Consider the following 18,776-nt stretch of genomic DNA (forward strand, 5'->3'; position numbering starts at 1 on the left):
CAGCCTACAATTGAGATTCATGAACATTCGCTACCGCCAGCTTGCCACGTTCCTTCTTCTCGTCTGCGCCGCATTCACCAGTAGGTTTGCCGGTGCGCAAATAAAAGTCGTCGGGGATGGTGGGCCGGGCCCGGTGAAGGCGCAGCACCTGACGGCGGAGCTGGTCTCGCTGGCGCCGTCGATTGCGCCCGGCGGCACGCTGGACGTTGGGCTTGTCATCACTCTCGAGGAGAAGTGGCACGTCTACTGGATCAACGCCGGCGATTCGGGTGAGCCGCCGCGTATCAACTGGACGCTGCCCAAGGGCATTACTGCCGGGCCGATGCACTTTCCGATTCCTAGCCGGCTTCCGCTGGGGCCGCTGATGGACTTCGGCTACGAAGACGAGGTTGCGTTTCCGGTTCGGCTGACTGCGGCGAAGAACCTGAAGCCGGGCCCGATTCATCTGGATGCCAAGGTGGACTGGCTGGTGTGCCGTGAGGTCTGCATTCCGGGCAAGGCGCATCTGGGATTAAACCTGACTGTCGATCCACATGCTACGGCTCCGGCACAGCCTGTTGGTGCGCTGGGTGAGGCGCTGGGACTGCTGCCGAAGCCGGTTGCGACTGGCTTGAAGGTGACGGTGACCGGGGGCATGAAGGAGTTTGTGATCGACCTGATCACGGGCGAGAGCATTCCTGACGCCGAGTTCTATCCGTATGACCAGGAGCAGATTGCAAACGCAGGCGAGCAGAATGTTGAGCCGCTGTCCGATGGCGTGCGGCTGCGCGTGCCACGAGCGCCTGAGCTGACGAAGCTGCCGGCGACGCTGCATGGGGTCATCAAGCTGGACGAGGAGCACGCCTACGAGGTGACGACTCCCGTGGTGGCCGGCGAGGTGCCGGGGTCGTCGCAGGGCAAGGGAGCGGCCGGAGCGGCGGGCAGTCTGACGACGCTGGCAGCGGTGGGCTTTGCGTTTGTCGGCGGAATCATTCTGAACCTGATGCCGTGCGTCTTTCCTGTGCTTTTTCTCAAGGGGCTGGCGCTGGTGCAGTCGTCGAACGAAGAGCGCGGCCGGATTCGCAGCCACGGTCTGGTGTACACGCTGGGCATTCTGGTCTCGTTCTGGGTGATTGTGGCAGCGCTTTTGATTGTGCGCGCGGGAGGAAGTCAGGCAGGGTGGGGCTTCCAGTTGCAGTCACCTGCCTTCCTGGCGATTCTGGCGTCGGGCATCTTCTTCTTTGCGCTGTCACTGGCGGGAATGTTCGATATTGGTCTGTCGCTGACGAGCGTTGGCGGCGAGTTGGCGCAGAAGCAGGGGTATACGGGGAGCTTCTTTACCGGGGTTCTGGCGACGGTGGTTGCGACTCCTTGCACGGCGCCGTTTATGGGGGCTGCCATCGGCTTCGCTCTGGCACAGCCTGGCTGGGTGACCTTCGCGGTCTTCACGGCGCTGGCGCTTGGGCTGGCCGCGCCGTACCTGTTGTTGAGCCTCCAGCCTGCGTGGACACGCCTGCTGCCGCGTCCGGGCGCGTGGATGGAGACCTTCAAGCAGATCACCGCAGTCATCTTCTTTGCCACGGTGATCTGGCTGACGTATGTGTATGGGAGTCTCTTTGCCGGTGGGCAGGGTGTCTATCATGCCGCTCTGCTGCTGAGCTGTTTCCTGCTGCTGGCGGTGGCGGGGTGGGTTCTGGGCAAGTGGCCGGCGCGGTGGTCGAGCTCGATTGCGGCTCTTTTGATTGGGGTGATTGCGCTTGCAGTGCCGCTCTATCAGCGGAAGGACACGACGCTTGCATGGCAGCCTTATACGCAGCAGACACTGGAGCAGGCGCGAGCTGAGGGGCGTCCGGTGTTTATCGATTTTACGGCGGCGTGGTGCCTGTCGTGCCAGGTGAACGAGCGCGTGGTTCTGAAGTCGTCGGATGTTCAACAGCAGTTCCGGGATAACAAGGTGACGCTGCTGCGGGCGGACTGGACGCAGTATGATCCGGAGATTACGAAGCAGCTGGCGTCGGTGGGCCGGAGCGGGGTTCCGACGTATGTGATCTATCCAGCAGGGAAGGGCGCGGCCGATGTGTTGCCTGAGCTGCTGACCAAAGACATTGTTCTGACCGCACTGAAGAAGGACGCGAAGCAATGAGCGTAGCTGTTGCGGCACACGAGGATGAACAGCGCATCCGCGAGCTTGTGGATGCGTGGGGGCAGGCTTCCTGCACAGGTGATCTTGCCGCGCAGCTGAACATGGTGACCGACGACGTCGTCTTTCTGACTGCGGGCAGCGTGCCGATGCGGCGCGAGGAGTTTGCCGAGCGCTATCGCTCCATGATCGAGCAGGTAAAGCTGGAGGTCCGGTCGAGCCCGCGGGAGATTACGGTGACGGGGGATGTTGCCGTGCTGTGGAATCTGCTGGAGGTGAGCATTACTCCGCTGGCCGGAGGCGAGACGATGAAGCGAGCGGGCAACACGCTTACGGTGCTGCGCCGCGGCGACGATGGCCAGTGGCGCATATGGCGCGATGCCAATATGCTGGCGCCGGCGTAATGTGACAGATTGCGTTGCACACTGTCTTCATCAGGGGAGAAAATAGCGGCGTGGAGGTGATCGTCATGATTCATCGCCGTATTCTTTCCTTCGCCTTCAGTCTGAGTACCCTTTCCGTTTTTGCGCTTGCACCGGGCTCGTCGGCGCCCGATTTCAAGGGGACGGACTCGAACGGCGTCAACCATACGCTCTCGCAGTATCGCGGCAAGTATGTTGTGCTGGAGTGGGCGAACAAGGGTTGTCCGTACGACCAGAAGCACTACCTGAGCGGTAACATGGAGTCGCTGCAGCGTGAGTGGACTGCAAAGGGCGTCGTGTGGCTCTCGGTGATCTCATCAGCTCCGGGGGAACAGGGTCACGTGACGGCCGCGGAAGAGAATCAGTACCTGAAGATGATGAAGGCGGTGCCAACTGCGGCGCTGCTCGACCCGGACGGCACGATCGGGCATCTGTATCAGGCCAAGACTACGCCGCACATCTTCGTGATCGATCCGCAGGGCAAGTTGATCTATCAGGGGGCGATCGACGATAAGCCGACAACGGACCAGGCGGATATCAAGACGGCGCGCAATTATCTGAATGACGCGCTGACTGCGGCGATGGCAGGGAAGCCGGTTCCTGTGGCTAGCACGCGTCCCTATGGCTGTTCGGTGAAGTACAAGGATTGATGCGCTAGCCGCGCTTTTGGGACTTAATGCGCGCGATGTCTTCCATGCGCTGCGCGAGGAGCTTTTCGCGGCCTTCAGCGGTGGGATGGTAGTAGCGGCGGCCTGCGAGCGAGGGCGGCAGGCACTCCATGTCGGCGACACGGCCTTCGACGTCGTGGGCGTACTGGTAGCCTTTGCCGTAGTCGAGCTCCTTCATGAGTTTTGTGGGTGCGTTGCGCAGGTGTAGGGGCACGGGCTCCGCCGCGGTGGCCTGGATGTCGCCGCGTACAGTGTTGTAGGCCGTGTAGACGGCGTTCGATTTTGGAGCGAGCGCGAGATAGACGACTGCCTGTGCGAGGGCGAGTTCGCCTTCGGGGTGACCGAGGAAGTGCATGGCATCTTTTGCCGAGAGGCAGAGATTGAGCGCTTCGGGCGCGGCGAGGCCGATGTCTTCCACGGCCATGCGGACGACGCGGCGCGCGACGTACATGGGGTCTTCGCCTGCCTCGAGCATGCGACCCAGCCAGTAGAGCGCGGCGTCCGCGTCGGAGTTGCGGACGCTCTTGTGGAGCGCCGAGATGATGTCGTAGTGCTGCTCGCCCTGCTTGTCGTAGAGCAGCACGCGGCGTTGGAGGGCTTCGGCGGCGACGTCTTTGGTCAGGGTGTGCTCGTTGCGTCCCTGGGCGAGACGCGCGGCGACCTCGAGTGCGTTGAGGGCGTTGCGTGCGTCTCCGCTGGAGTAGGAGGCGATGGTGGCGAGGGCTTCGTCTGCAGCAGTGATGCCCCAGTCGCCGAGGCCGCGGTCAGGGTCGGTGAGGGCGCGGCGCAAAAGGGCGACGATCTGTTCTTCGGTGAGCGCGGCGAGCGTGTAGACGCGGCAGCGTGAGAGCAGCGCGGCGATGATCTCGAAGGAGGGGTTCTCGGTGGTGGCGCCGATCAGCCGGATGGTTCCGCGTTCGACGTAGGGGAGGAAGGCGTCCTGCTGGGCTTTGTTGAAGCGATGAATCTCGTCGACGAAGAGGATGGTACGGGAGCCGAGGTGCGAGGCTTTCTCGGCGTCTGCCATGACCTGCTTGATCTCCTTGATGCCACTGAGGACGGCGGAGAACTCGATGAAGCTAGCCTGGGTGCGATGGGCGATGATTTTGGCGAGGGTGGTCTTGCCGGTGCCGGGCGGTCCCCAGAAGATCATCGAGGTGGCGTCGTCGTTCTCGACGGCGACGCGCAGGGGCTTGCCGGGCGCGAGCAGATGCTCTTGGCCGACGTACTCGTCGAGGGTACGCGGACGCATGCGTTCGGCGAGCGGGGCCTGCCGGGAGGGGGCCGAGGCGGCGACGACCGGGGATGTGTCGAAGAGGTTCATCGGTTGGCTCCGGTTGGGCGGCGCCGCAGTGGGCCGGGGATACGTTCGGGAGCGGAGGCGGAATGCGATGCAGCGCGCTGACGCGATGCCTCGTAGAGTAGCAGGGAGCCTGCGACTGCGGCGTTGAGGCTCTCCACGGGGCCGGGGCAAGAGATGGTGATGCGCGATGTGGCGAGCGATATCCATTCGGGCGCGAGGCCCGCGCCCTCGTTGCCGATCATGATGGCACAGGCCTGGGTGAGGTCGGCATCCTGCGCAGAGAGAACGCTCTTGCCCTCTGCTCCTACGGCGGCCAGCAGATGGATGCCGCGCTGTCGTAGATCCTCGAGATCTGCTTTGGTGACGGAGAGGATGGGCATGCGAAAGGTGCTGCCGACACTGGCGCGGAGGGCCTTCTGGTTCCACTGATTGACGGTGCCGGGGGTCGTGAGGACGGCGTCTGCGCCGAAGGCCTCGGCTGAACGGATGAGGGTGCCGAGGTTGCCGGGGTCCTGCAATCCGACGGCGACGAGCGCGAGTGGAGAGGCAGACTCGAGGATTTCCTGAAGCTGGTGCACGGGAGGGGTGACGAGAGCTGCGATGCCCTGCGGCGAGCGAGTGTCGACAGCGCTGGCGAAGACATGGTCGGTGAGGCGAACGACTTCAACGCTGTGCGGCAGGGCGCGGGGAGGCTCGCGCCGCTCGCTGAGGAAGACGACTTTGGGAGTGATGCCGCTGCGCAGTGCCTCCTCGAGCAGATGATCGCCTTCGATGGCGACGAAGCCGTCGCTGAGCCGAGTGTTCGCGGAAAAGGCAGCGCGGAGCTGCTTCACTCGTGCGTTGGTTCGACTTGAGATCGCCGCTGTTACAACCGCCATCTCAAAATCTTACGCCGTTTGGTTTTGCGGGCGTGCCTTGAGCCTGCAGTAGCGGTGTGCTATGTTCCGAGATGCCCGCATAAGGCACAGGAGCTTCGTGATTTGACGGCCGAGACTCTCCGCATTCATCCCGACGAACCCGAGCCGGAGCTGGTATCCGAGGTTGCGACGAGACTTCACGCGGGACAGGTGGTTGCGTTACCGACAGATACCTTTTATGGGCTTGCGGTGGATCCGGTGAACCTGCGGGCAGTGGAGCGCATCTACGAGCTGAAGTCGCGCGCGCGGCACAAGCCGCTCTCGCTGCTGATCCATGATGTCGCCCAGGCTTATGAGCTTGCGCGGGGATTGGATACGGCGTTCGACCGTCTGGCGGAGCGCTTCTGGCCGGGGCCGCTTACTCTGGTGGTCAAGGCGGGGTCGAAGCTCCCGCTTCGGGTGACGGCGAACACGGGCAACGTTGCGCTGCGCGTGCCCGAGGCTGCGATTCCACGCGCTGTGGTCGCTACGCTCGGCCTGCCGATTACGGCGACCTCGGCGAACCTCTCCGGCATGCCGGAGTGCACGTATGCGAATGGGGTTCGGGATCAGTTGGGCGACAAGATTCCGCTGATAGTGGATGGTGGACCTACGGCGCGCTCGGTCGCGACGACGATCGTCGATCTTTCGGGCGGGGGCAACTCGTGGATGATCCTTCGCGAGGGCGCCATTCCGACGCACGAGGTTGTGCTTACGCTGCAACGCTAGCGCTCAGGAGAGAGGAAATCTCTCACTCCTGAGAGGCCGGATACCGTACACTCGATCCTGCCATGATCGTCCCGGCATCCAACCTACGGTACAAGGGTTCCTCAAGGGGACGAACGCTGCTTCGCAGTCTGATGCTTGCGCTTCTGCTTGGTGGGGGGGCATGGGTTGTCTACGTCGCGCAGCAGATCTCGGAGGTGGCGGATCATGATGAGGCGCAGCAAGCCGATGCCATCGCCGTGTTTGGGGCGGCGGAGTACCGGGGCCGCCCCTCACCGACCTTTCACTTCCGGCTGGACCATGCGGTGGATCTGTATCGCAGGCAGATTGCTCCGATCGTGATTACGCTGGGCGGGGGCAGTGATAAGGACTCAGGCAATACGGAGGGTGCGGTCGGGCGCGACTACCTGCTTGCGAATGGCATTCCGTTCGGGAACATCATCGCGGAGACGCACTCGATGGATACAGAGCAGCAGGTGCAGCGGCTGGCGGCGATTGCGCGCGAGTACAACCTGCGCCATATCGTCGTCGTTTCGGATGGTACGCATCTGTTTCGTATACGCGAGCTCTGCCGGGATGCGGGCCTGGATGTCTACACCTCTCCGCGTGCGACGGTAGGACACCTCAGTAGTTACGACCTTGTGATGCGGTATATCCACGAGATTGTGAGCTATGCTGCGTCGAAGCTTCATCTGGATATCGGCTGGCCGCGCCGGTGGCTGGCGGGCGAGGAAGATATCTAGCTCAGGGCGGTCGCGATCAGGGCTGCGACGAGAGTTGAGGCGAAGTTGACCAGATCGTTTCCGATCCAGCCATGTCGTTCCGCGGTGGCACCGAGGAGGCTGTCGAAGAAAAGACCCGCGGAGGCGGCGAGAAAGATACGAACCTTGCCGGGTGAGAGCGAGTCGTGGGCTGCGCCGATGGCTACGATGACGGCTGCGGCCGCAAGGCCGGCGGCGGTTCCGATGAGGCTGATGCCGCCGTCGGTTCCCTCCGGAACGCTTCGCCAAGTGGTCAGCAGGCGAGCGGGGCCGGCTGCGGCCTGGCCGACCTCGGAGGATACGGTATCGGCAGCGGCCTCGGCCAGCGCGGCGATGGAGCCATCGTAGCGGCCAGCGGTGGCGAAGAGGGCTGCGACTCCGAGATTGGCTACGATCTGCGAGGCCTTTCGGCCATGGCGAGACTCGGAGAGGCCGCGCGCCTCCTTCTTCGCTCGTCCGAACTTTGTCGCAGCGAAGGAGAGGACGAAGACTGCGACGAGTGCTGCCACGGCGGGACGCGGGACGGGATAGGCGGAGTAGCGCGTCCACACCTCCGGCGACTGGGCGAGGATGAAGCAGATGAGGAAGCCCATGAACGAGGCCGCGGTGGTTGCGGCGCGCAGCAGCCAGACGAGCAGGGCGAATCCGGCGCTGAAGAGGAGGGGACGTGCGAGGGGCCAGAGGGGAAGTCCCAGCTTGAGGGCGCCGACCGGCGGGGCCACGGCTGCCAGGACTAGCAGTATGCCGACGACCCAGGCCAAAATGCTGGACTGCAGGCGGTCTTTGTCTTTGGCGATCGTCTTGTGCCAGCCATCGAATTCCCCGGTCATGCCGATTCTCCTCTCTCGCGGTGATTTACAATCACATCCAGAGCATAGCCAACATCAGCAGCACCGTGGGAGCAGTTTTGCATTTAGCAAGAATCGAAGCAGAGGAAACCACAGCGGCCGGGGCCAACCGGCGGTCCAGGCGGTTTCGAGTCAGTTCTCGGCTCCAGGCCATCACTACATTCGCCCTTGCAGTCGCGGGCCTGGCGGCGCTTACGGGTTGTGGCAACGTGTACCGCCCTGTGGTGACTGCTATCAACCCAGTGGGTCCGGCGGCTCAGCCGCAGAAGTATGCCATTGCGATCTCAAACCCCGGTCCGGGACTTCCGGGCCTGATCACGATCGTCGATTTCTCCGGCGATACGGTGCTGATTAACGCAAACATCGGCGTTGCTCCGTACTACTTCATCCTGGACGCCTCGGGCACGACGGGGTACACGCTGAACGGGGACGGCACCCTGACCAGTTTCGATGTCTCGAACCAGCTGCAGACCAGGGACGTGATCCAGACGACGCTGCTGAATGGAGCAGCACCGAACAGCATCTTTCCGGACGTTACATCAACCTTCATTACGGAGCCGGGCCGCGGTGCAGTGGCGCAGCTGAAGGGCGCGCCGCCTGCTCTCAACCAGGAGCTTCCTGTGGCCGCAGGCTACACGCCGGTCTACATTGCCGGGTTCTCAAGTTCGCCGCGCGCTTACGTGATCAGCCAGAGCACGGGCGGAGGTAACGGGCAGGTAGCGGCGATTGAGATATCAAGCAACACTATCTCGAGTACGATTCCTGTCGGCAGCAGCCCCGTTTACGGTGTGATGACGGCGGACGGCAAGCGCGCGTTCATTATGAACCAGGGCGACGGCACGGTCTCGGTGATCAACTCGCAGACCAATCAGCTCGATGCTGTGCCTGCTCCGGCGGTGAATCCGGTGCCGGTTGGAACCTCGCCGGTGTGGGCGGACCTGGCGCCGACCCGCAACGAACTGGTGGTTGTGAACGCGGGCAGCGGAGACGCCAAGGGTTCGGTCAGCGTTGTCAATATTCCGCTGTGCTCGGCATCGGCGCTCCCGGGCAATCCGAACTGCGACGTCAACAATCCGATCGATGCGAATGGTTTCGGACAGGTGCTGGCGACGGTTCCAGTGGGAGTGAATCCGCGCATGATCGCGGTACTGCAGGATGGGAGCCGCGCGTATGTGGTGAATCAGGCGGACAGTACGGTGTCGGTCGTCAATCTGACGACGAACACTGTGACGGCTACGATTCCTGTTCCGGCAACGACGCACCCGAACTTTATTGCGGTCATCAACGGAACTCCGACCGGCAAGGTCTACGTGACTTCGCCTGAGTCGGACCAGATGACGATCATCCGGACGGATACTGACAGGGTGGAGACGACGATTCCGCTGCAAGGAAAAGGTGTGATGGTTCGGGCGCAGCTGCCTTAGGGCATCTCAGGACGCCCGAACCGTTTCGCGTTTGATAGGGCCTAGATCCCTAACTTCCGGCCAGAACGATCGGCATGGTCGGGGTCTGCGATCCGCCTTCGTCTTCTATTGTGACTCCGAACGCCTTCGCCTCGATTCCCTTGGGCAGTGGCGGCAGAATGACGCTTGCGTTGCCGCGGGAGTCGGGATGGAAGGTGCCGGCCGGGATGGGGTCACGGCCATCAGCGGGAATCAGCCACAGCTCGTAGGTCTTGTAGGTCTCAAGGGGATCCAGCCCGCTTGCGATAAAGACCAGCGCACCCTTGTCGGCGACGTAGGTGGCGCGTCCCAGAGGCGCGGGAGGCACTGCGGGGGTGGAGGCGCGGGAAAGGGTGACCTGCTTCGCAGAAGGGTCTGTGATTGTAGACAGAAGCTGCTTTGCGGCGGCAGCATCAGCGCTCAAACGGTCGATCTCACCTGCCTGTGCGGATAGCCGGGTTCGTTGAGCCTCGCGCTCGTGGTAGAGACCTCCCGCCGTGACTGCGAGGCCGGCTGCGAAAGCCCAGCCGATCCAGGGAAAGACGTTAGTGACGAGTTTGTTCAGAAGGCTGGGCTGCTGGTCTTCGTCCTCGGTGCGGTAACGGCCGCTGCCGAGCCCGGCTGCATAGTTCTGGGTCCGAGTGTATCCGGGCGGTGGGACGACGGCGGCCTCGATCCTCTCAACTCGCTCGACACGTTCAGCCTGCTCGATGGGCGTCGCCTGCCGCTTCTCGCGGACCACCTGGTTGAGCAGGCGCTCCCGGGTGAGAGCGGGAGGGGAGTGCATCTCGACGGTGTGGGCGTAGACGGCGAGGTCGCCCTGCACGTGCGCCAGCTCCTGCCGGCAGTAGGTGCAGTCGGCTACATGCGCTGACATGGTCGCGGACTCGTCGCGCGGGAGCAGTTGCATGGCGAAGAGAGCCAGGTCAGCCGGTTCGTAGTGTGCGACGCTCATGCCAGGAAGGCCTTTCTTAGGGTCATCAACGCGCTGCGGATTCTCGTCTTCACTGTGCCCAAGGGGTCGCCGGTCATCTCGGCGATCTCGGTGTGGGTGAGGCCATCGAAGAAGGCCATCTCAAGCGTCTTTCTCTGCTCCACAGGAAGCTTTGCCATGACTCCGCGTGCTCTTTCCACCATGGTGTTTCGCTCCGCTTCGTTCGCAAGATCGTATTGCGAGGCCAGTGATAGATCGTCGATGGTCTCACTCGGGCGCTTTCTTCGCAACGCGTCGATCGAGCGATTGCGGGCGACGACGGTAAGCCATCCTCCCAGGCTGCCTCGAACCGCGATGAATCCCTCCGGGCTGCGCCATATTTGTATAAAGACCTCCTGGAGGATGTCCTCGGCTGAGGCCGGGTCGCGGAGGACGCGCAGGGCAACGGAGTAGACGACTCTTGAGTAACGGTCGAATAGGGATGCCATCGCGTGCTCGTCGCCACGCCGCACCAATGCGAGGAGGGCAGCGTCATCCTGCGGCGATTGCGGCGAAGCGTTGGCTAATCCCATCTCTCTATACATCAAAACGCACCTGCGCCGTGAGCGGATTGGTTCTAAGGATTCAGGTAGATACCTAGCCACTCTAACTCAAGTGGCACAATGTACCTTAACGAAAGAGCCACCCCACCACCCAGCCATGAAGAGCCGCCTGGACAAATTGCTCGTCGATCACGGCCACGCGGCATCGCGTGAGCGGGCGCAGGCGCTGATCCTTGCGGGGCGGGTGCTGGTGAATGAGCAGCGTGTCGATAAGCCGGGCGTCGGCGTTCCGGCCGATGCGACGATTCGAATGCTGGGTTCCGACCTGAAGTATGTGAGCCGCGGCGGCCTGAAGCTGGAGTATGCGCTGGCGCACTGGGGAATCTCGCTCGCGGGTGTCCACGCGGTGGATATTGGCGCTTCGACTGGCGGATTTACCGATTGCATGCTGCAGGCCGGTGCCGCCACGGTGCTCGCGGTCGATACAGGCTACGGACAGATTGCTCAGAAGCTGCGCGACGACCTGCGGGTGATGCTGCGGGAGCGCACGAATGCACGCCTTCTTGGTGCGGGTGAGTTGCTTGCGAATGGCGTTGCTCCGCCGAGCTTTCTGGCGATGGACGTGTCATTCATCTCGGCGACGCTGGTGATGCCGGCTGTGCTCAATGCGCTCAGCATTGCCGGTGAGCCATGGCATGGGACCGCGGTAATCCTGATCAAACCTCAGTTTGAGGCGGGACGCCAGCACATCGGCAAGGGAGGGATCGTCCGCGACCCGGAGGCGCGCAAGCTGGCGATCGAGCGGGTCACTCAATGCGCCGCAGAACTCGGGGGGACCTGCCTGGATGTGATTGATTCGCCGATCCAGGGAATGGAAGGGAACCACGAGTATCTTCTCCGCGCTGTCTTCGGGAAGCCGGATTGAAGGCGGCGAGCCAGTACACTAACAATAATGTTCAAGGCAGCCATCATCTCCAAGCCTCAGAAGCCCGAGCTTGCCGCCATCCTGCGCGAACTGATCGCATGGCTTGAGGCACGCGACTACGAACCTCTGCTCGATCCGCAGAGCGCGGCCTACCTGGATGCGGCGAACGCCATCGAGCGGGGCGATATGCCCCGGCACCATCCGAATCTTGTGATCGTTCTTGGAGGGGATGGCACGCTCCTGGCGGCGGCGCGCGCCTTCGCCCATTCGCCGACACCGATTCTTGGCATCAACCTGGGCTCGCTTGGATTCCTGACCGAGGTTCCGCTGGCCGACCTCTACACTGCGCTCGAGGCGTGGTGCGACAACTGCGCCAGCATCGAGCAGCGCGACATGATGCGCGCGGAGCTGTTCCGCATGGGTTCGATCGTCAAGCAGTGGGATGCTCTGAACGACATTGCGGTTTCAAAGGGGGCGATCGCCCGCATGGCCGACTTCTCGGTAGAGATCGACCAGCAGTTTGTGGCCGCGATGCGAGCCGATGGGATCATCGTCTCCACGCCCACTGGCTCGACGGCCTACAACCTTGCGGCTGATGGTCCTATCGTGATGCCATCGGTGAATGCGCTGGTGGTTACGCCGATCTGTCCCCACCTGCTGACGATTCGCCCGATCGTCGTGCCGGGCGATGCGACCGTGGCAATTCACATTGAAGGTGTGCCGAACCTGACCTATCTTACGGTGGATGGACAGGAGGCTGTGGAGCTTCAGTTGGGCGATGAGATACGGTGCTGCCGCTCGGAGCACAGCGTGCGTCTCCTGCGGCCGCGGCGCAATGGATTGTTCAGTGTGCTGCGCAGCAAGCTGAGCTGGGGCGAGCGCTGACGATGCCTATCGCTTGAGAGTGATCACCGGGCCGCCGCCGACCGGATGGCAGAAGACCTTGCCGTGGCTCAGGGCGATCTTGCGCTGGGCCAGAGCGGCCATCTCGGGATCATGGGTGACCATCACGATGGTGTGGCCCTGGGAGTGGAGATCCTGCAGGAGTCCGGCGACGATCTTCTGATTGGCGGCATCGAGGTTTCCAGTCGGCTCATCGGCGAGCAGAATGGGCGGGTTGTTGATCAGGGCGCGGGCGATGCAGACGCGCTGCTGCTCGCCACCGGAGAGCTCGCTGGGAAGGTGTTCGGCGCGCTGGCCGAGGCCGACTCGCTCAAGCGACGCGCGCGCCTCCTTCTCGTCGGTCATGGAGTGGAAGTACTGAGCGAGCATCACGTTCTCGAACGCCGAGAGATAAGGGATCAGGTGAAACTGCTGGAAGATGAAGCCGATCTTGTCGGCGCGAAAGCGGTCGAGCTCGTTAGCCGACATGGTGGCGACGTCGGCGCCGTCGATGCGGAGCTGACCCTCGGTGGGGCGATCGAGGCAGCCGATCAGGTTGACGAGCGTGCTCTTGCCTGAGCCTGAAGGCCCGGTGATCGCGACCCATTCGCCAGCGACGATCGAGAACGAGGCTCGATCGAGTGCACGGACTACTCCGGCGTGACCGGCGTACTCCCGCGTGACCGCGTTCAGGGCAATGACTGCGCAATCAGGACGCGTCCCGAGATTGACCAGATTATCCATCGCAGAGTTCTCTTTTACCATCATCGTCAGTCACCCTTCAGGAGCGCCGCTGGCTCGAGCGTGCGCAGAACGCGAACGGGGAAGACAGCGGCGAGCACAGCAATCAAAATGTTCAGGAGCAGGACCAGCGGAAGGACTCCTACGTGTGGCAGCGACGCGGTGTGGAAGTTGAGCTGGCTGATCGCCCATGCTGCCGCGGAGCCGATAACGAATCCTGCCGCTACGCCGGCCAGGGCCAGGACGAGTGCCTCAAGCAGGAACATTGCCATCAGCTGCTTCTGTGAGCCGCCGAGCGCCTTCATCAGCGCGAAGTCGCGGCGCCGCTCAAGCACGCTGGCGGAGAGCGTCGCCAGAACGCTGACGGCAACGGTAAGGGCAATCAGAAGCACGGCGCCGTACATCAGCGCATGGGTCTTGTCGACGATGCGGCTCTCGCCCTCGACGAGTTGCCGGACCGGCTCAATCTTCGCTTCAGGGAGTTGCTGTCTGAGGCGGGTGATCGCGGCTTCAACCTGCGCGGCGCCGCCGGGAACCTGCACCTCGATGACGCCTGGACGTGTGTCGGTCCAGGCGGTGAAGGCAGCCATTGGGATGTAGATTCGGCTGTCCTCGTCGCCTCCGGTGCGGAGTCTTCCTGCACCGTGAAGGTCCAGGGGCTTGCCGGCAAAGGTGAGCTGCACGTTGTGCTCGTCGGCGATGAAGTTTGCCGCGCGCTGGCCGACAAGCGCCGCACTGGAGTCGCTGGAGGTGGGCCACGCATCGACCTGCCACCAGGCGTTGAGACGGCGGGCCGCATCGAAGTCCGTTCCGGCGACGACGATGGGGGTTCCTCGGTCGGTGGTTGCGACGGCGTAGCCGAATTCGGCGGCGATGGCGTTCTCGCCAACGACGTCGTTCACTCGCTTGAGCGCGTTGGCGGGGAGGCCCTTTGCGTCGTCCGAGGACGGGGCAGTGACGATGATGTTTGCGCCGAAGCTGCGAAACTCGTGGTGCAGCTTGGCGTCGAGATCGGCGTAGAGCGTGAGGAGTGCGGTTGCGACGGCCGCCGAGACCGTCATGGCGACAAGTGCGGAGAGGCTTCGTGCCCGCCGGTGAAGCAGCGAGCGACGCAGCAGCGCTCCCATGCTCAGTCGGCTCATACGTCGGCCCTCAGGATGGCGGAGGGGTTCATGGTCAGGGCGCGGCGAATGGAGGGCGTACTGCCTGCGATGGCGACGGTGAGGGCAAGCGTGATAACGACGGGAAGCAGCACCGGGTTCAGCACGGTTCCAAGAGAGGCGGGACCGTCTCCGGGAAAGATGCGCGCACCGAGCCAGGCAGCGAGTCCGGAGCCTGCGAGGTAGCCGAGGCCACCGGCGAGGATCGCCAGCAGGCCGGTCTCGGCGTAGAAGAGCATCGCAATGGTTGCCTTGCTTGCGCCGAGCGAACGCATGAGACCGATCTCGGCCTGCCGCTCAAGGATCGCCGTGGCCATTGCGGCGCTTACGGCGAAACCGGCCGCCAGCAGTGCGGCCAAACAGATGAGCCACATGAGGCCACTGATGCGCTTGAGGACGTTGCCCTCATTCTGCTCGACGCGTCGTACCTGCTCGGCCTGCGCGCCGGGGATCACTTCGCGAATCTGGTAGGCGATGGAGTTGGCGTAGGGCCGGCAGTACCAGACCTCGCGCAGCTTGGGCGACAGGGAATCGGGGTCCTTGCGCGCGAAGGCGTCCTCGGGCTTGGTGCGGGCGGAGATTTCAACGCGGCGAACGGCGTCAGGAGTACCTGCGATCGTCTGCGCGGCGTTCAGGGGTAGAAGAAAACCTGCGTCCGCAGCGTCGCCAGTCGAGAAGACGCCGGTGATGCGGAGCGCATATGTCGTCTTGTCCTTTGTTGTTGCCTGAACGACGTCGCCGGCCTTGAGTCCGAACCGTGTTGCGAGGGCCTTTCCTGCGGCGGCTTCCGCGCTCTCTGGAGTTGTCTTGGCTTCGTTCGGCCAGGCGCCATCGATCTTCCACCAGGGATGGAGGGCGACGGCTCCGGTCTTGAGCGCTGCGCCGCCGTTGGAGAGATCGTGGCTGAACCATAGACCAGTTGCAGCTGCATCGATGGTGCCTGTCGACGCAGCTCCGATGATCCGGAGCGGCAACTCGGGCGAGACGCCGGTGACGTTGTTGGCCCAGAAGATTCCGCGGAGCTTCCTGAGATCGCTCTCTTTGAGGAAGGCTCCGCTTGAGGCTGGCTTTACATCGATGCCGCCGATTTTTACGTCCAGCAGATCGGCGGCAGGGTAGACGACGATGTTTGCCCCGTAGACGGCGAGCTCTTTGTGGATGCGGTCTCCGATGGTTGTGGCAAGCGCCAGCATGGCCGTGACGGCGGTTGTACCGAGGAGGATCGCCAAGCCGGCGAGCGTCTTGCGACGTCGCTGGCGGCGAAAGCTCTCCATCAGAAGGCGAAAGAACATTGGGTCTGCCTATCGCTCGAAGACCGTGACGAGGGTCTTGAGGTCTGCTGCCTGAATGACGACCTGTCCGTCGCTGATAGAGCTCTTGAGCGGGATCGGATTACAGCCACCCTCCTGGCCCATCGAAGAGGGGGTCAGGGGAGAGGCGCACATTTTGCACGTGATTCCCTGGCTGCCGATGTAGAAACCGACTGGGCCGCAGATGCGGCAGGCATCGCCGACTGAGACGATGTTTCCGTCCGGCTTCTTGTAGAGCAGGAAGCGAACCTCTACGCTGCCGCCCTTGCCATCTTCGACGTGCACACCGTAGCGGTGCAGCTTGTCGTCGTTGATATCTGTGGTGGGGACGGTGACCTGGGTTCCGACGAGAGTCACCGTGGCCGTGGGCGAGAGTGCCGTGGAACTTTTGGCGTAGATGAACTCTGCCGTCGAGAGGAAGATGAACAGGAAGCTGGTGCCGACGACGGCGTTCATCCACATCTTCTCGCGGCGCTGGGTCCACTCGGCGCGGCGGCGGTCGGCAGGGGTGGCGTTGGCGGCGAGCGTCACGGGCGCGCGGCGCTTGTACTCCAGCAGGATCATCAGGCCGGCGAGAGCCACCATGGTGACGAAGAAGAAGAGATCGTTGCGCACGATGGGGCCGATCAGCCGCATCTCAGCCTGGCTGGAGGGAAGCACGCCGTTCTCGCTCAGTTCATGCAGGCCGCTGACCATGAGCTGAAACGCCACAAAGTAGAGGATCACCGTGGTGACGCGGAAGAAGCGCTGCAAATTGATCTTGACGCTGCCACGGACGAAGAGTATGCCGAAGACGACCGCGACGGCCACGCCGAGCAGCGTTCCTGTAAAGCTGAGCAGTTCGGTGGAGTTGAGGGTGACGGCGGAGAGGATCAGCACCGTCTCGGCGCCCTCGCGAAGGACCAGAAGGAAGACGAAGAAGAAGAGCCCTAGTTTGGAGACGCCCTCGGAGCCAGTGTAGCTAGCAACCTTTTCTTCGATGGAGCCGCGCATGGTGCGTGCCGTCTTGTGCATGAACCAGATCATGCTGATGACGAAGACGGCGGCGCCGAGCATGACCCAGCCTTCAAAGATGTCGGTGTTGAACTGAGTGTGGGCCATGATGATGGCTCCGACGACGCTTGCTGCCAGGGCTGCTCCGAGGGCCCAGAAGACGGTTCGCTTGAGGTCCGATCGCCCGATCTTGGTGAGGTAGGCGAAGACAATGCCGACGATCAGGGACGCTTCTACACCCTCTCGAAGAGTGATAATAAATGCCTGCAGCATAAGGTAGTTCTTCCTTCAACGAGCGCAGCCGAAGAGATCGGATGAGCCCGCAGCCCACCTGGGGAGCGGATCGAAACCGAAACACCTGGACCTCTTTCAGTCTAATGCGGACTAAAATGGTCGTCAATCATTCGGACTGATTTAGTCCAGAATGCAAGTTGTCGGAAGAGTGCCAGTTGCTATGTTTTTTTGAGAAGTAAAGGGGGAAGAATGGTGCGCCCGGAGTGATTCGAACACCCGACCTACTGGTTCGTAGCCAGTTGCTCTATCCAGCTGAGCTACGGGCGCACATTGCGTTGAATGCAACCTTTTCAAGATACCGGATTTTGGGTCTGAGGGCAAATCGAAGGCATCGAATCTGTCTGAGACGCCGCTCGTAAACGGACGCCAGTTGGACCCTGATACCTCGTCTATTCGAACCTTGCGAAGCGGGCCAAATGTTCTTCTGCAGCTTGGCAATAGGTAGCATGTGCGAAGGCTGGGTCAGAGAAGTATCCGAGATGAATCGGCTTCCCGCTGGCTGCGATCCTAGCCCTCCATTTTCCCTTGTCAGCAGACCATCCCGAGTTGGACGATAGGCGGAAAAGGTGAGGCCCCACGCACCTGATACGGAACGACCTTGCGCGGCTGCTCAAGGAGCTGAGGGAAGCTGTTGGCAGCGTGAATCGTATCTGGATTTCAGATTTGACTCACGCCGCCTGTAAGTGGTGCGCCCGGAAGGACTCGAACCTCCGACCCTCTGGTTCGAAGCGAGATCGCTCCATGTCCTTTCAATAACTTACGCCTCCAGCATCCTCCAAACAACTCCAGCATTTATGCGGGTCCGAGCCATAGCGCCTCGTTAGCTTGCCCTCATTCTTGCCCTCAAATGTTCCGTTTTTGGGAAGCCCAGATTGTTTCACTCGCTATTCAGTAGCTCGGGAGCGTTGTTGCGGACGTTGCCTACGTCTTTCGAGACCTCGAAGGCCTCCATCTCGTCGGCGGGGAAGGGGCGCGCAGCAGGTCGATTGGAGGGCGGGTGGGGTCGAAGTCGCGGTCGAGCCAACGATCGAAGTCTCCGGGGTGCAGGATGACAGGCATGCGGTGGTGGACCGCGGCCATGAGCTCGTTCGCGTCGGTGGTGAGATGGTGTAGCTCTGCAGCCACTGGTCGTTCGCGGGGTCCTTCCAGGCATCCCACAGACCGGAGAATGCCATCATCCTGCCGTTGGGAGGTCGAAGGCGAAGGGAATCTTGTTCTTCGTATCGAGGCGCCACTCGTAGAAGCCGGAGGCGGGGACGAGGTAGCGGCGCTTCTTGAAGGGCTCGCGGTAGGTGCGCGAGACGACTGTCTCGGCGCGGGCGTTGACGGTGGAGAGGCCTTTGACGTCCTTACTGTCCTTCGTGAAGAAGGGAATTAGGCCCCAGCGCAGCAAGACGAGCTCACGTCGCCTGTGACGGATGATTGGTTGCATGCTCGTGGGCGCGACGTTGTAGTCCCACGGCGTCGACGGGGTACCGTCATCGACCACGTGGGCGTGAAAGGCCTCGGCTTCAGGAATATCCCTCGGTTATGACTGAGGTTCGCGTATTCTTGAATGCGGACACCCAAATTAGCTACTTTCAACGTGACGTCGGAATCGACGTGCGTTCGCCCACGTGAGGATCTGCAACAAACTCCGAGACGGGTCAGGTGCTGAGCGGAATTGCCCCGTCGCGAGAGAGGGGCAGCAGAGCTGTTGCGTGCCCAGATCGCCCCGAAACAACAAACCAGCTGCGTTGTCCCGCCTGCTCCGGCACCATGCTGGTCATCGAACGGATCACGAGCGCTCAACTTTACTTCCGGCCAGACC

General features: G+C 62.5%; 19 protein-coding genes and 1 tRNA gene. 8 read left to right on the plus strand and 12 right to left on the minus strand.

Annotated features, from left to right (window positions below):
- Positions 1–19 precede the first annotated feature (19 nt).
- From Q363_RS11545 to Q363_RS11555, 3 genes are all read left to right on the plus strand, one after another.
- The gene (locus Q363_RS11545) at positions 20–2,122 is read left to right on the plus strand and encodes a protein-disulfide reductase DsbD family protein (RefSeq protein ID WP_035350231.1); all 2,103 of its coding nucleotides are present in this window, start codon (positions 20–22) and stop codon (positions 2,120–2,122) included.
- A complete protein-coding gene (locus tag Q363_RS11550) occupies positions 2,119–2,523 on the plus strand; it encodes a YybH family protein (RefSeq protein WP_035350234.1) in 405 nt (134 codons plus the stop codon). Before Q363_RS11545 ends, Q363_RS11550 begins: the two co-directional genes overlap by 4 nt.
- A gap of 65 nt (positions 2,524–2,588) precedes the next feature.
- On the plus strand, positions 2,589–3,191 hold the full coding sequence (locus tag Q363_RS11555) for a thioredoxin family protein (protein WP_035350277.1): 603 nt from the start codon (positions 2,589–2,591) through the stop codon (positions 3,189–3,191).
- A gap of 4 nt (positions 3,192–3,195) precedes the next feature.
- Here the strand turns inward: Q363_RS11555 and Q363_RS11560 are convergent, their stop codons facing one another.
- Positions 3,196–4,533 (minus strand): replication-associated recombination protein A, encoded by a 1,338-nt coding sequence (locus Q363_RS11560; RefSeq protein ID WP_035350235.1) that lies wholly within the window; start codon positions 4,531–4,533, stop codon positions 3,196–3,198.
- Positions 4,530–5,390 (minus strand): TrmH family RNA methyltransferase, encoded by an 861-nt coding sequence (locus tag Q363_RS11565; protein WP_084080254.1) that lies wholly within the window; start codon positions 5,388–5,390, stop codon positions 4,530–4,532. Before Q363_RS11565 ends, Q363_RS11560 begins: the two co-directional genes overlap by 4 nt.
- Before the next feature lie 102 nt (positions 5,391–5,492).
- On the opposite strand from Q363_RS11565, the gene Q363_RS11570 reads away from it, so the two are divergent.
- Positions 5,493–6,137 (plus strand): L-threonylcarbamoyladenylate synthase, encoded by a 645-nt coding sequence (locus tag Q363_RS11570; RefSeq protein ID WP_035350237.1) that lies wholly within the window; start codon positions 5,493–5,495, stop codon positions 6,135–6,137.
- A 131-nt stretch (positions 6,138–6,268) separates the two neighbouring features.
- Entirely contained in the window at positions 6,269–6,877 is a 609-nt protein-coding gene (locus tag Q363_RS11575; RefSeq protein ID WP_245632167.1) for a YdcF family protein, read from the plus strand.
- Here Q363_RS11575 and Q363_RS11580 read toward each other — a convergent pair.
- Entirely contained in the window at positions 6,874–7,725 is an 852-nt protein-coding gene (locus Q363_RS11580) for a DUF92 domain-containing protein (protein WP_035350240.1), read from the minus strand. The genes Q363_RS11575 and Q363_RS11580 overlap by 4 nt on opposite strands.
- A gap of 77 nt (positions 7,726–7,802) precedes the next feature.
- Here Q363_RS11580 and Q363_RS11585 point away from each other — a divergent pair, with 77 nt between their 5' ends.
- On the plus strand, positions 7,803–9,167 hold the full coding sequence (locus Q363_RS11585) for a YncE family protein (RefSeq protein WP_245632168.1): 1,365 nt from the start codon (positions 7,803–7,805) through the stop codon (positions 9,165–9,167).
- Positions 9,168–9,216: 49 nt separating this feature from the next.
- Here the strand turns inward: Q363_RS11585 and Q363_RS11590 are convergent, their stop codons facing one another.
- The gene (locus Q363_RS11590) at positions 9,217–10,140 is read right to left on the minus strand and encodes an anti-sigma factor (RefSeq protein WP_035350241.1); all 924 of its coding nucleotides are present in this window, start codon (positions 10,138–10,140) and stop codon (positions 9,217–9,219) included.
- Complete coding sequence (locus tag Q363_RS11595; protein ID WP_245632169.1) at positions 10,137–10,691, minus strand: sigma-70 family RNA polymerase sigma factor; 555 nt, start codon at positions 10,689–10,691, stop codon at positions 10,137–10,139. The genes Q363_RS11590 and Q363_RS11595 overlap by 4 nt, the downstream gene beginning before the upstream one ends.
- A 127-nt stretch (positions 10,692–10,818) precedes the next feature.
- Between Q363_RS11595 and Q363_RS11600 the strand changes: the two genes are divergently transcribed.
- Entirely contained in the window at positions 10,819–11,586 is a 768-nt protein-coding gene (locus tag Q363_RS11600) for a TlyA family RNA methyltransferase (RefSeq protein WP_035350244.1), read from the plus strand.
- Between the two features lie 27 nt (positions 11,587–11,613).
- Positions 11,614–12,471 carry an NAD(+)/NADH kinase gene (locus Q363_RS11605; RefSeq protein ID WP_035350246.1) on the plus strand — a complete coding sequence of 286 codons (858 nt, stop codon included), beginning with the start codon at positions 11,614–11,616 and terminating at the stop codon, positions 12,469–12,471.
- Positions 12,472–12,477: 6 nt separating this feature from the next.
- Here the strand turns inward: Q363_RS11605 and Q363_RS11610 are convergent, their stop codons facing one another.
- From Q363_RS11610 to Q363_RS45405, 7 genes are all read right to left on the minus strand, one after another.
- Positions 12,478–13,212 (minus strand): ABC transporter ATP-binding protein, encoded by a 735-nt coding sequence (locus Q363_RS11610; RefSeq protein ID WP_051978668.1) that lies wholly within the window; start codon positions 13,210–13,212, stop codon positions 12,478–12,480.
- A 26-nt stretch (positions 13,213–13,238) separates the two neighbouring features.
- The gene (locus Q363_RS11615; RefSeq protein WP_035350247.1) at positions 13,239–14,351 is read right to left on the minus strand and encodes an ABC transporter permease; all 1,113 of its coding nucleotides are present in this window, start codon (positions 14,349–14,351) and stop codon (positions 13,239–13,241) included.
- Positions 14,348–15,661, minus strand: a complete 1,314-nt coding sequence (locus Q363_RS11620; protein WP_035350249.1) for an ABC transporter permease — start codon at positions 15,659–15,661, stop codon at positions 14,348–14,350. The genes Q363_RS11615 and Q363_RS11620 overlap by 4 nt, the downstream gene beginning before the upstream one ends.
- 9 nt (positions 15,662–15,670) lie before the next feature.
- The gene (locus Q363_RS11625; RefSeq protein ID WP_035350250.1) at positions 15,671–16,945 is read right to left on the minus strand and encodes a Fe-S-containing protein; all 1,275 of its coding nucleotides are present in this window, start codon (positions 16,943–16,945) and stop codon (positions 15,671–15,673) included.
- Between the two features lie 211 nt (positions 16,946–17,156).
- Positions 17,157–17,233 (minus strand) — tRNA-Arg (locus Q363_RS11630).
- 654 nt (positions 17,234–17,887) lie between these two features.
- Positions 17,888–18,091, minus strand: a complete 204-nt coding sequence (locus Q363_RS45400) for an SOS response-associated peptidase family protein (protein WP_051978662.1) — start codon at positions 18,089–18,091, stop codon at positions 17,888–17,890.
- Positions 18,092–18,140: 49 nt separating this feature from the next.
- Positions 18,141–18,455, minus strand: a complete 315-nt coding sequence (locus Q363_RS45405) for an SOS response-associated peptidase family protein (protein ID WP_051978663.1) — start codon at positions 18,453–18,455, stop codon at positions 18,141–18,143.
- Positions 18,456–18,776 lie beyond the last annotated feature (321 nt).

This window comes from Edaphobacter aggregans DSM 19364 (assembly GCF_000745965.1).
Classification (GTDB): Bacteria; Acidobacteriota; Terriglobia; order Terriglobales; family Acidobacteriaceae; genus Edaphobacter; species Edaphobacter aggregans.

What these genes read in the sequence shown, in the direction of transcription:
- Q363_RS11610 (WP_051978668.1), bottom strand. Translation starts at nt 13,212, where the DNA reads ATGGATAATCTGGTCAATCTCGGGACGCGTCCTGATTGCGCAGTCATT.
- Q363_RS11615 (WP_035350247.1), bottom strand. Translation starts at nt 14,351, where the DNA reads ATGAGCCGACTGAGCATGGGAGCGCTGCTGCGTCGCTCGCTGCTTCAC.
- Q363_RS11580 (WP_035350240.1), bottom strand. Translation starts at nt 7,725, where the DNA reads ATGACCGGGGAATTCGATGGCTGGCACAAGACGATCGCCAAAGACAAA.
- Q363_RS11550 (WP_035350234.1), top strand. Translation starts at nt 2,119, where the DNA reads ATGAGCGTAGCTGTTGCGGCACACGAGGATGAACAGCGCATCCGCGAG.
- Q363_RS11595 (WP_245632169.1), bottom strand. Translation starts at nt 10,691, where the DNA reads ATGGGATTAGCCAACGCTTCGCCGCAATCGCCGCAGGATGACGCTGCC.
- Q363_RS11575 (WP_245632167.1), top strand. Translation starts at nt 6,269, where the DNA reads ATGCTTGCGCTTCTGCTTGGTGGGGGGGCATGGGTTGTCTACGTCGCG.
- Q363_RS11605 (WP_035350246.1), top strand. Translation starts at nt 11,614, where the DNA reads ATGTTCAAGGCAGCCATCATCTCCAAGCCTCAGAAGCCCGAGCTTGCC.
- Q363_RS11620 (WP_035350249.1), bottom strand. Translation starts at nt 15,661, where the DNA reads ATGTTCTTTCGCCTTCTGATGGAGAGCTTTCGCCGCCAGCGACGTCGC.
- Q363_RS11560 (WP_035350235.1), bottom strand. Translation starts at nt 4,533, where the DNA reads ATGAACCTCTTCGACACATCCCCGGTCGTCGCCGCCTCGGCCCCCTCC.
- Q363_RS11565 (WP_084080254.1), bottom strand. Translation starts at nt 5,390, where the DNA reads ATGGCGGTTGTAACAGCGGCGATCTCAAGTCGAACCAACGCACGAGTG.
- Q363_RS11545 (WP_035350231.1), top strand. Translation starts at nt 20, where the DNA reads ATGAACATTCGCTACCGCCAGCTTGCCACGTTCCTTCTTCTCGTCTGC.
- Q363_RS11590 (WP_035350241.1), bottom strand. Translation starts at nt 10,140, where the DNA reads ATGAGCGTCGCACACTACGAACCGGCTGACCTGGCTCTCTTCGCCATG.
- Q363_RS11555 (WP_035350277.1), top strand. Translation starts at nt 2,589, where the DNA reads ATGATTCATCGCCGTATTCTTTCCTTCGCCTTCAGTCTGAGTACCCTT.
- Q363_RS11625 (WP_035350250.1), bottom strand. Translation starts at nt 16,945, where the DNA reads ATGCTGCAGGCATTTATTATCACTCTTCGAGAGGGTGTAGAAGCGTCC.
- Q363_RS11600 (WP_035350244.1), top strand. Translation starts at nt 10,819, where the DNA reads ATGAAGAGCCGCCTGGACAAATTGCTCGTCGATCACGGCCACGCGGCA.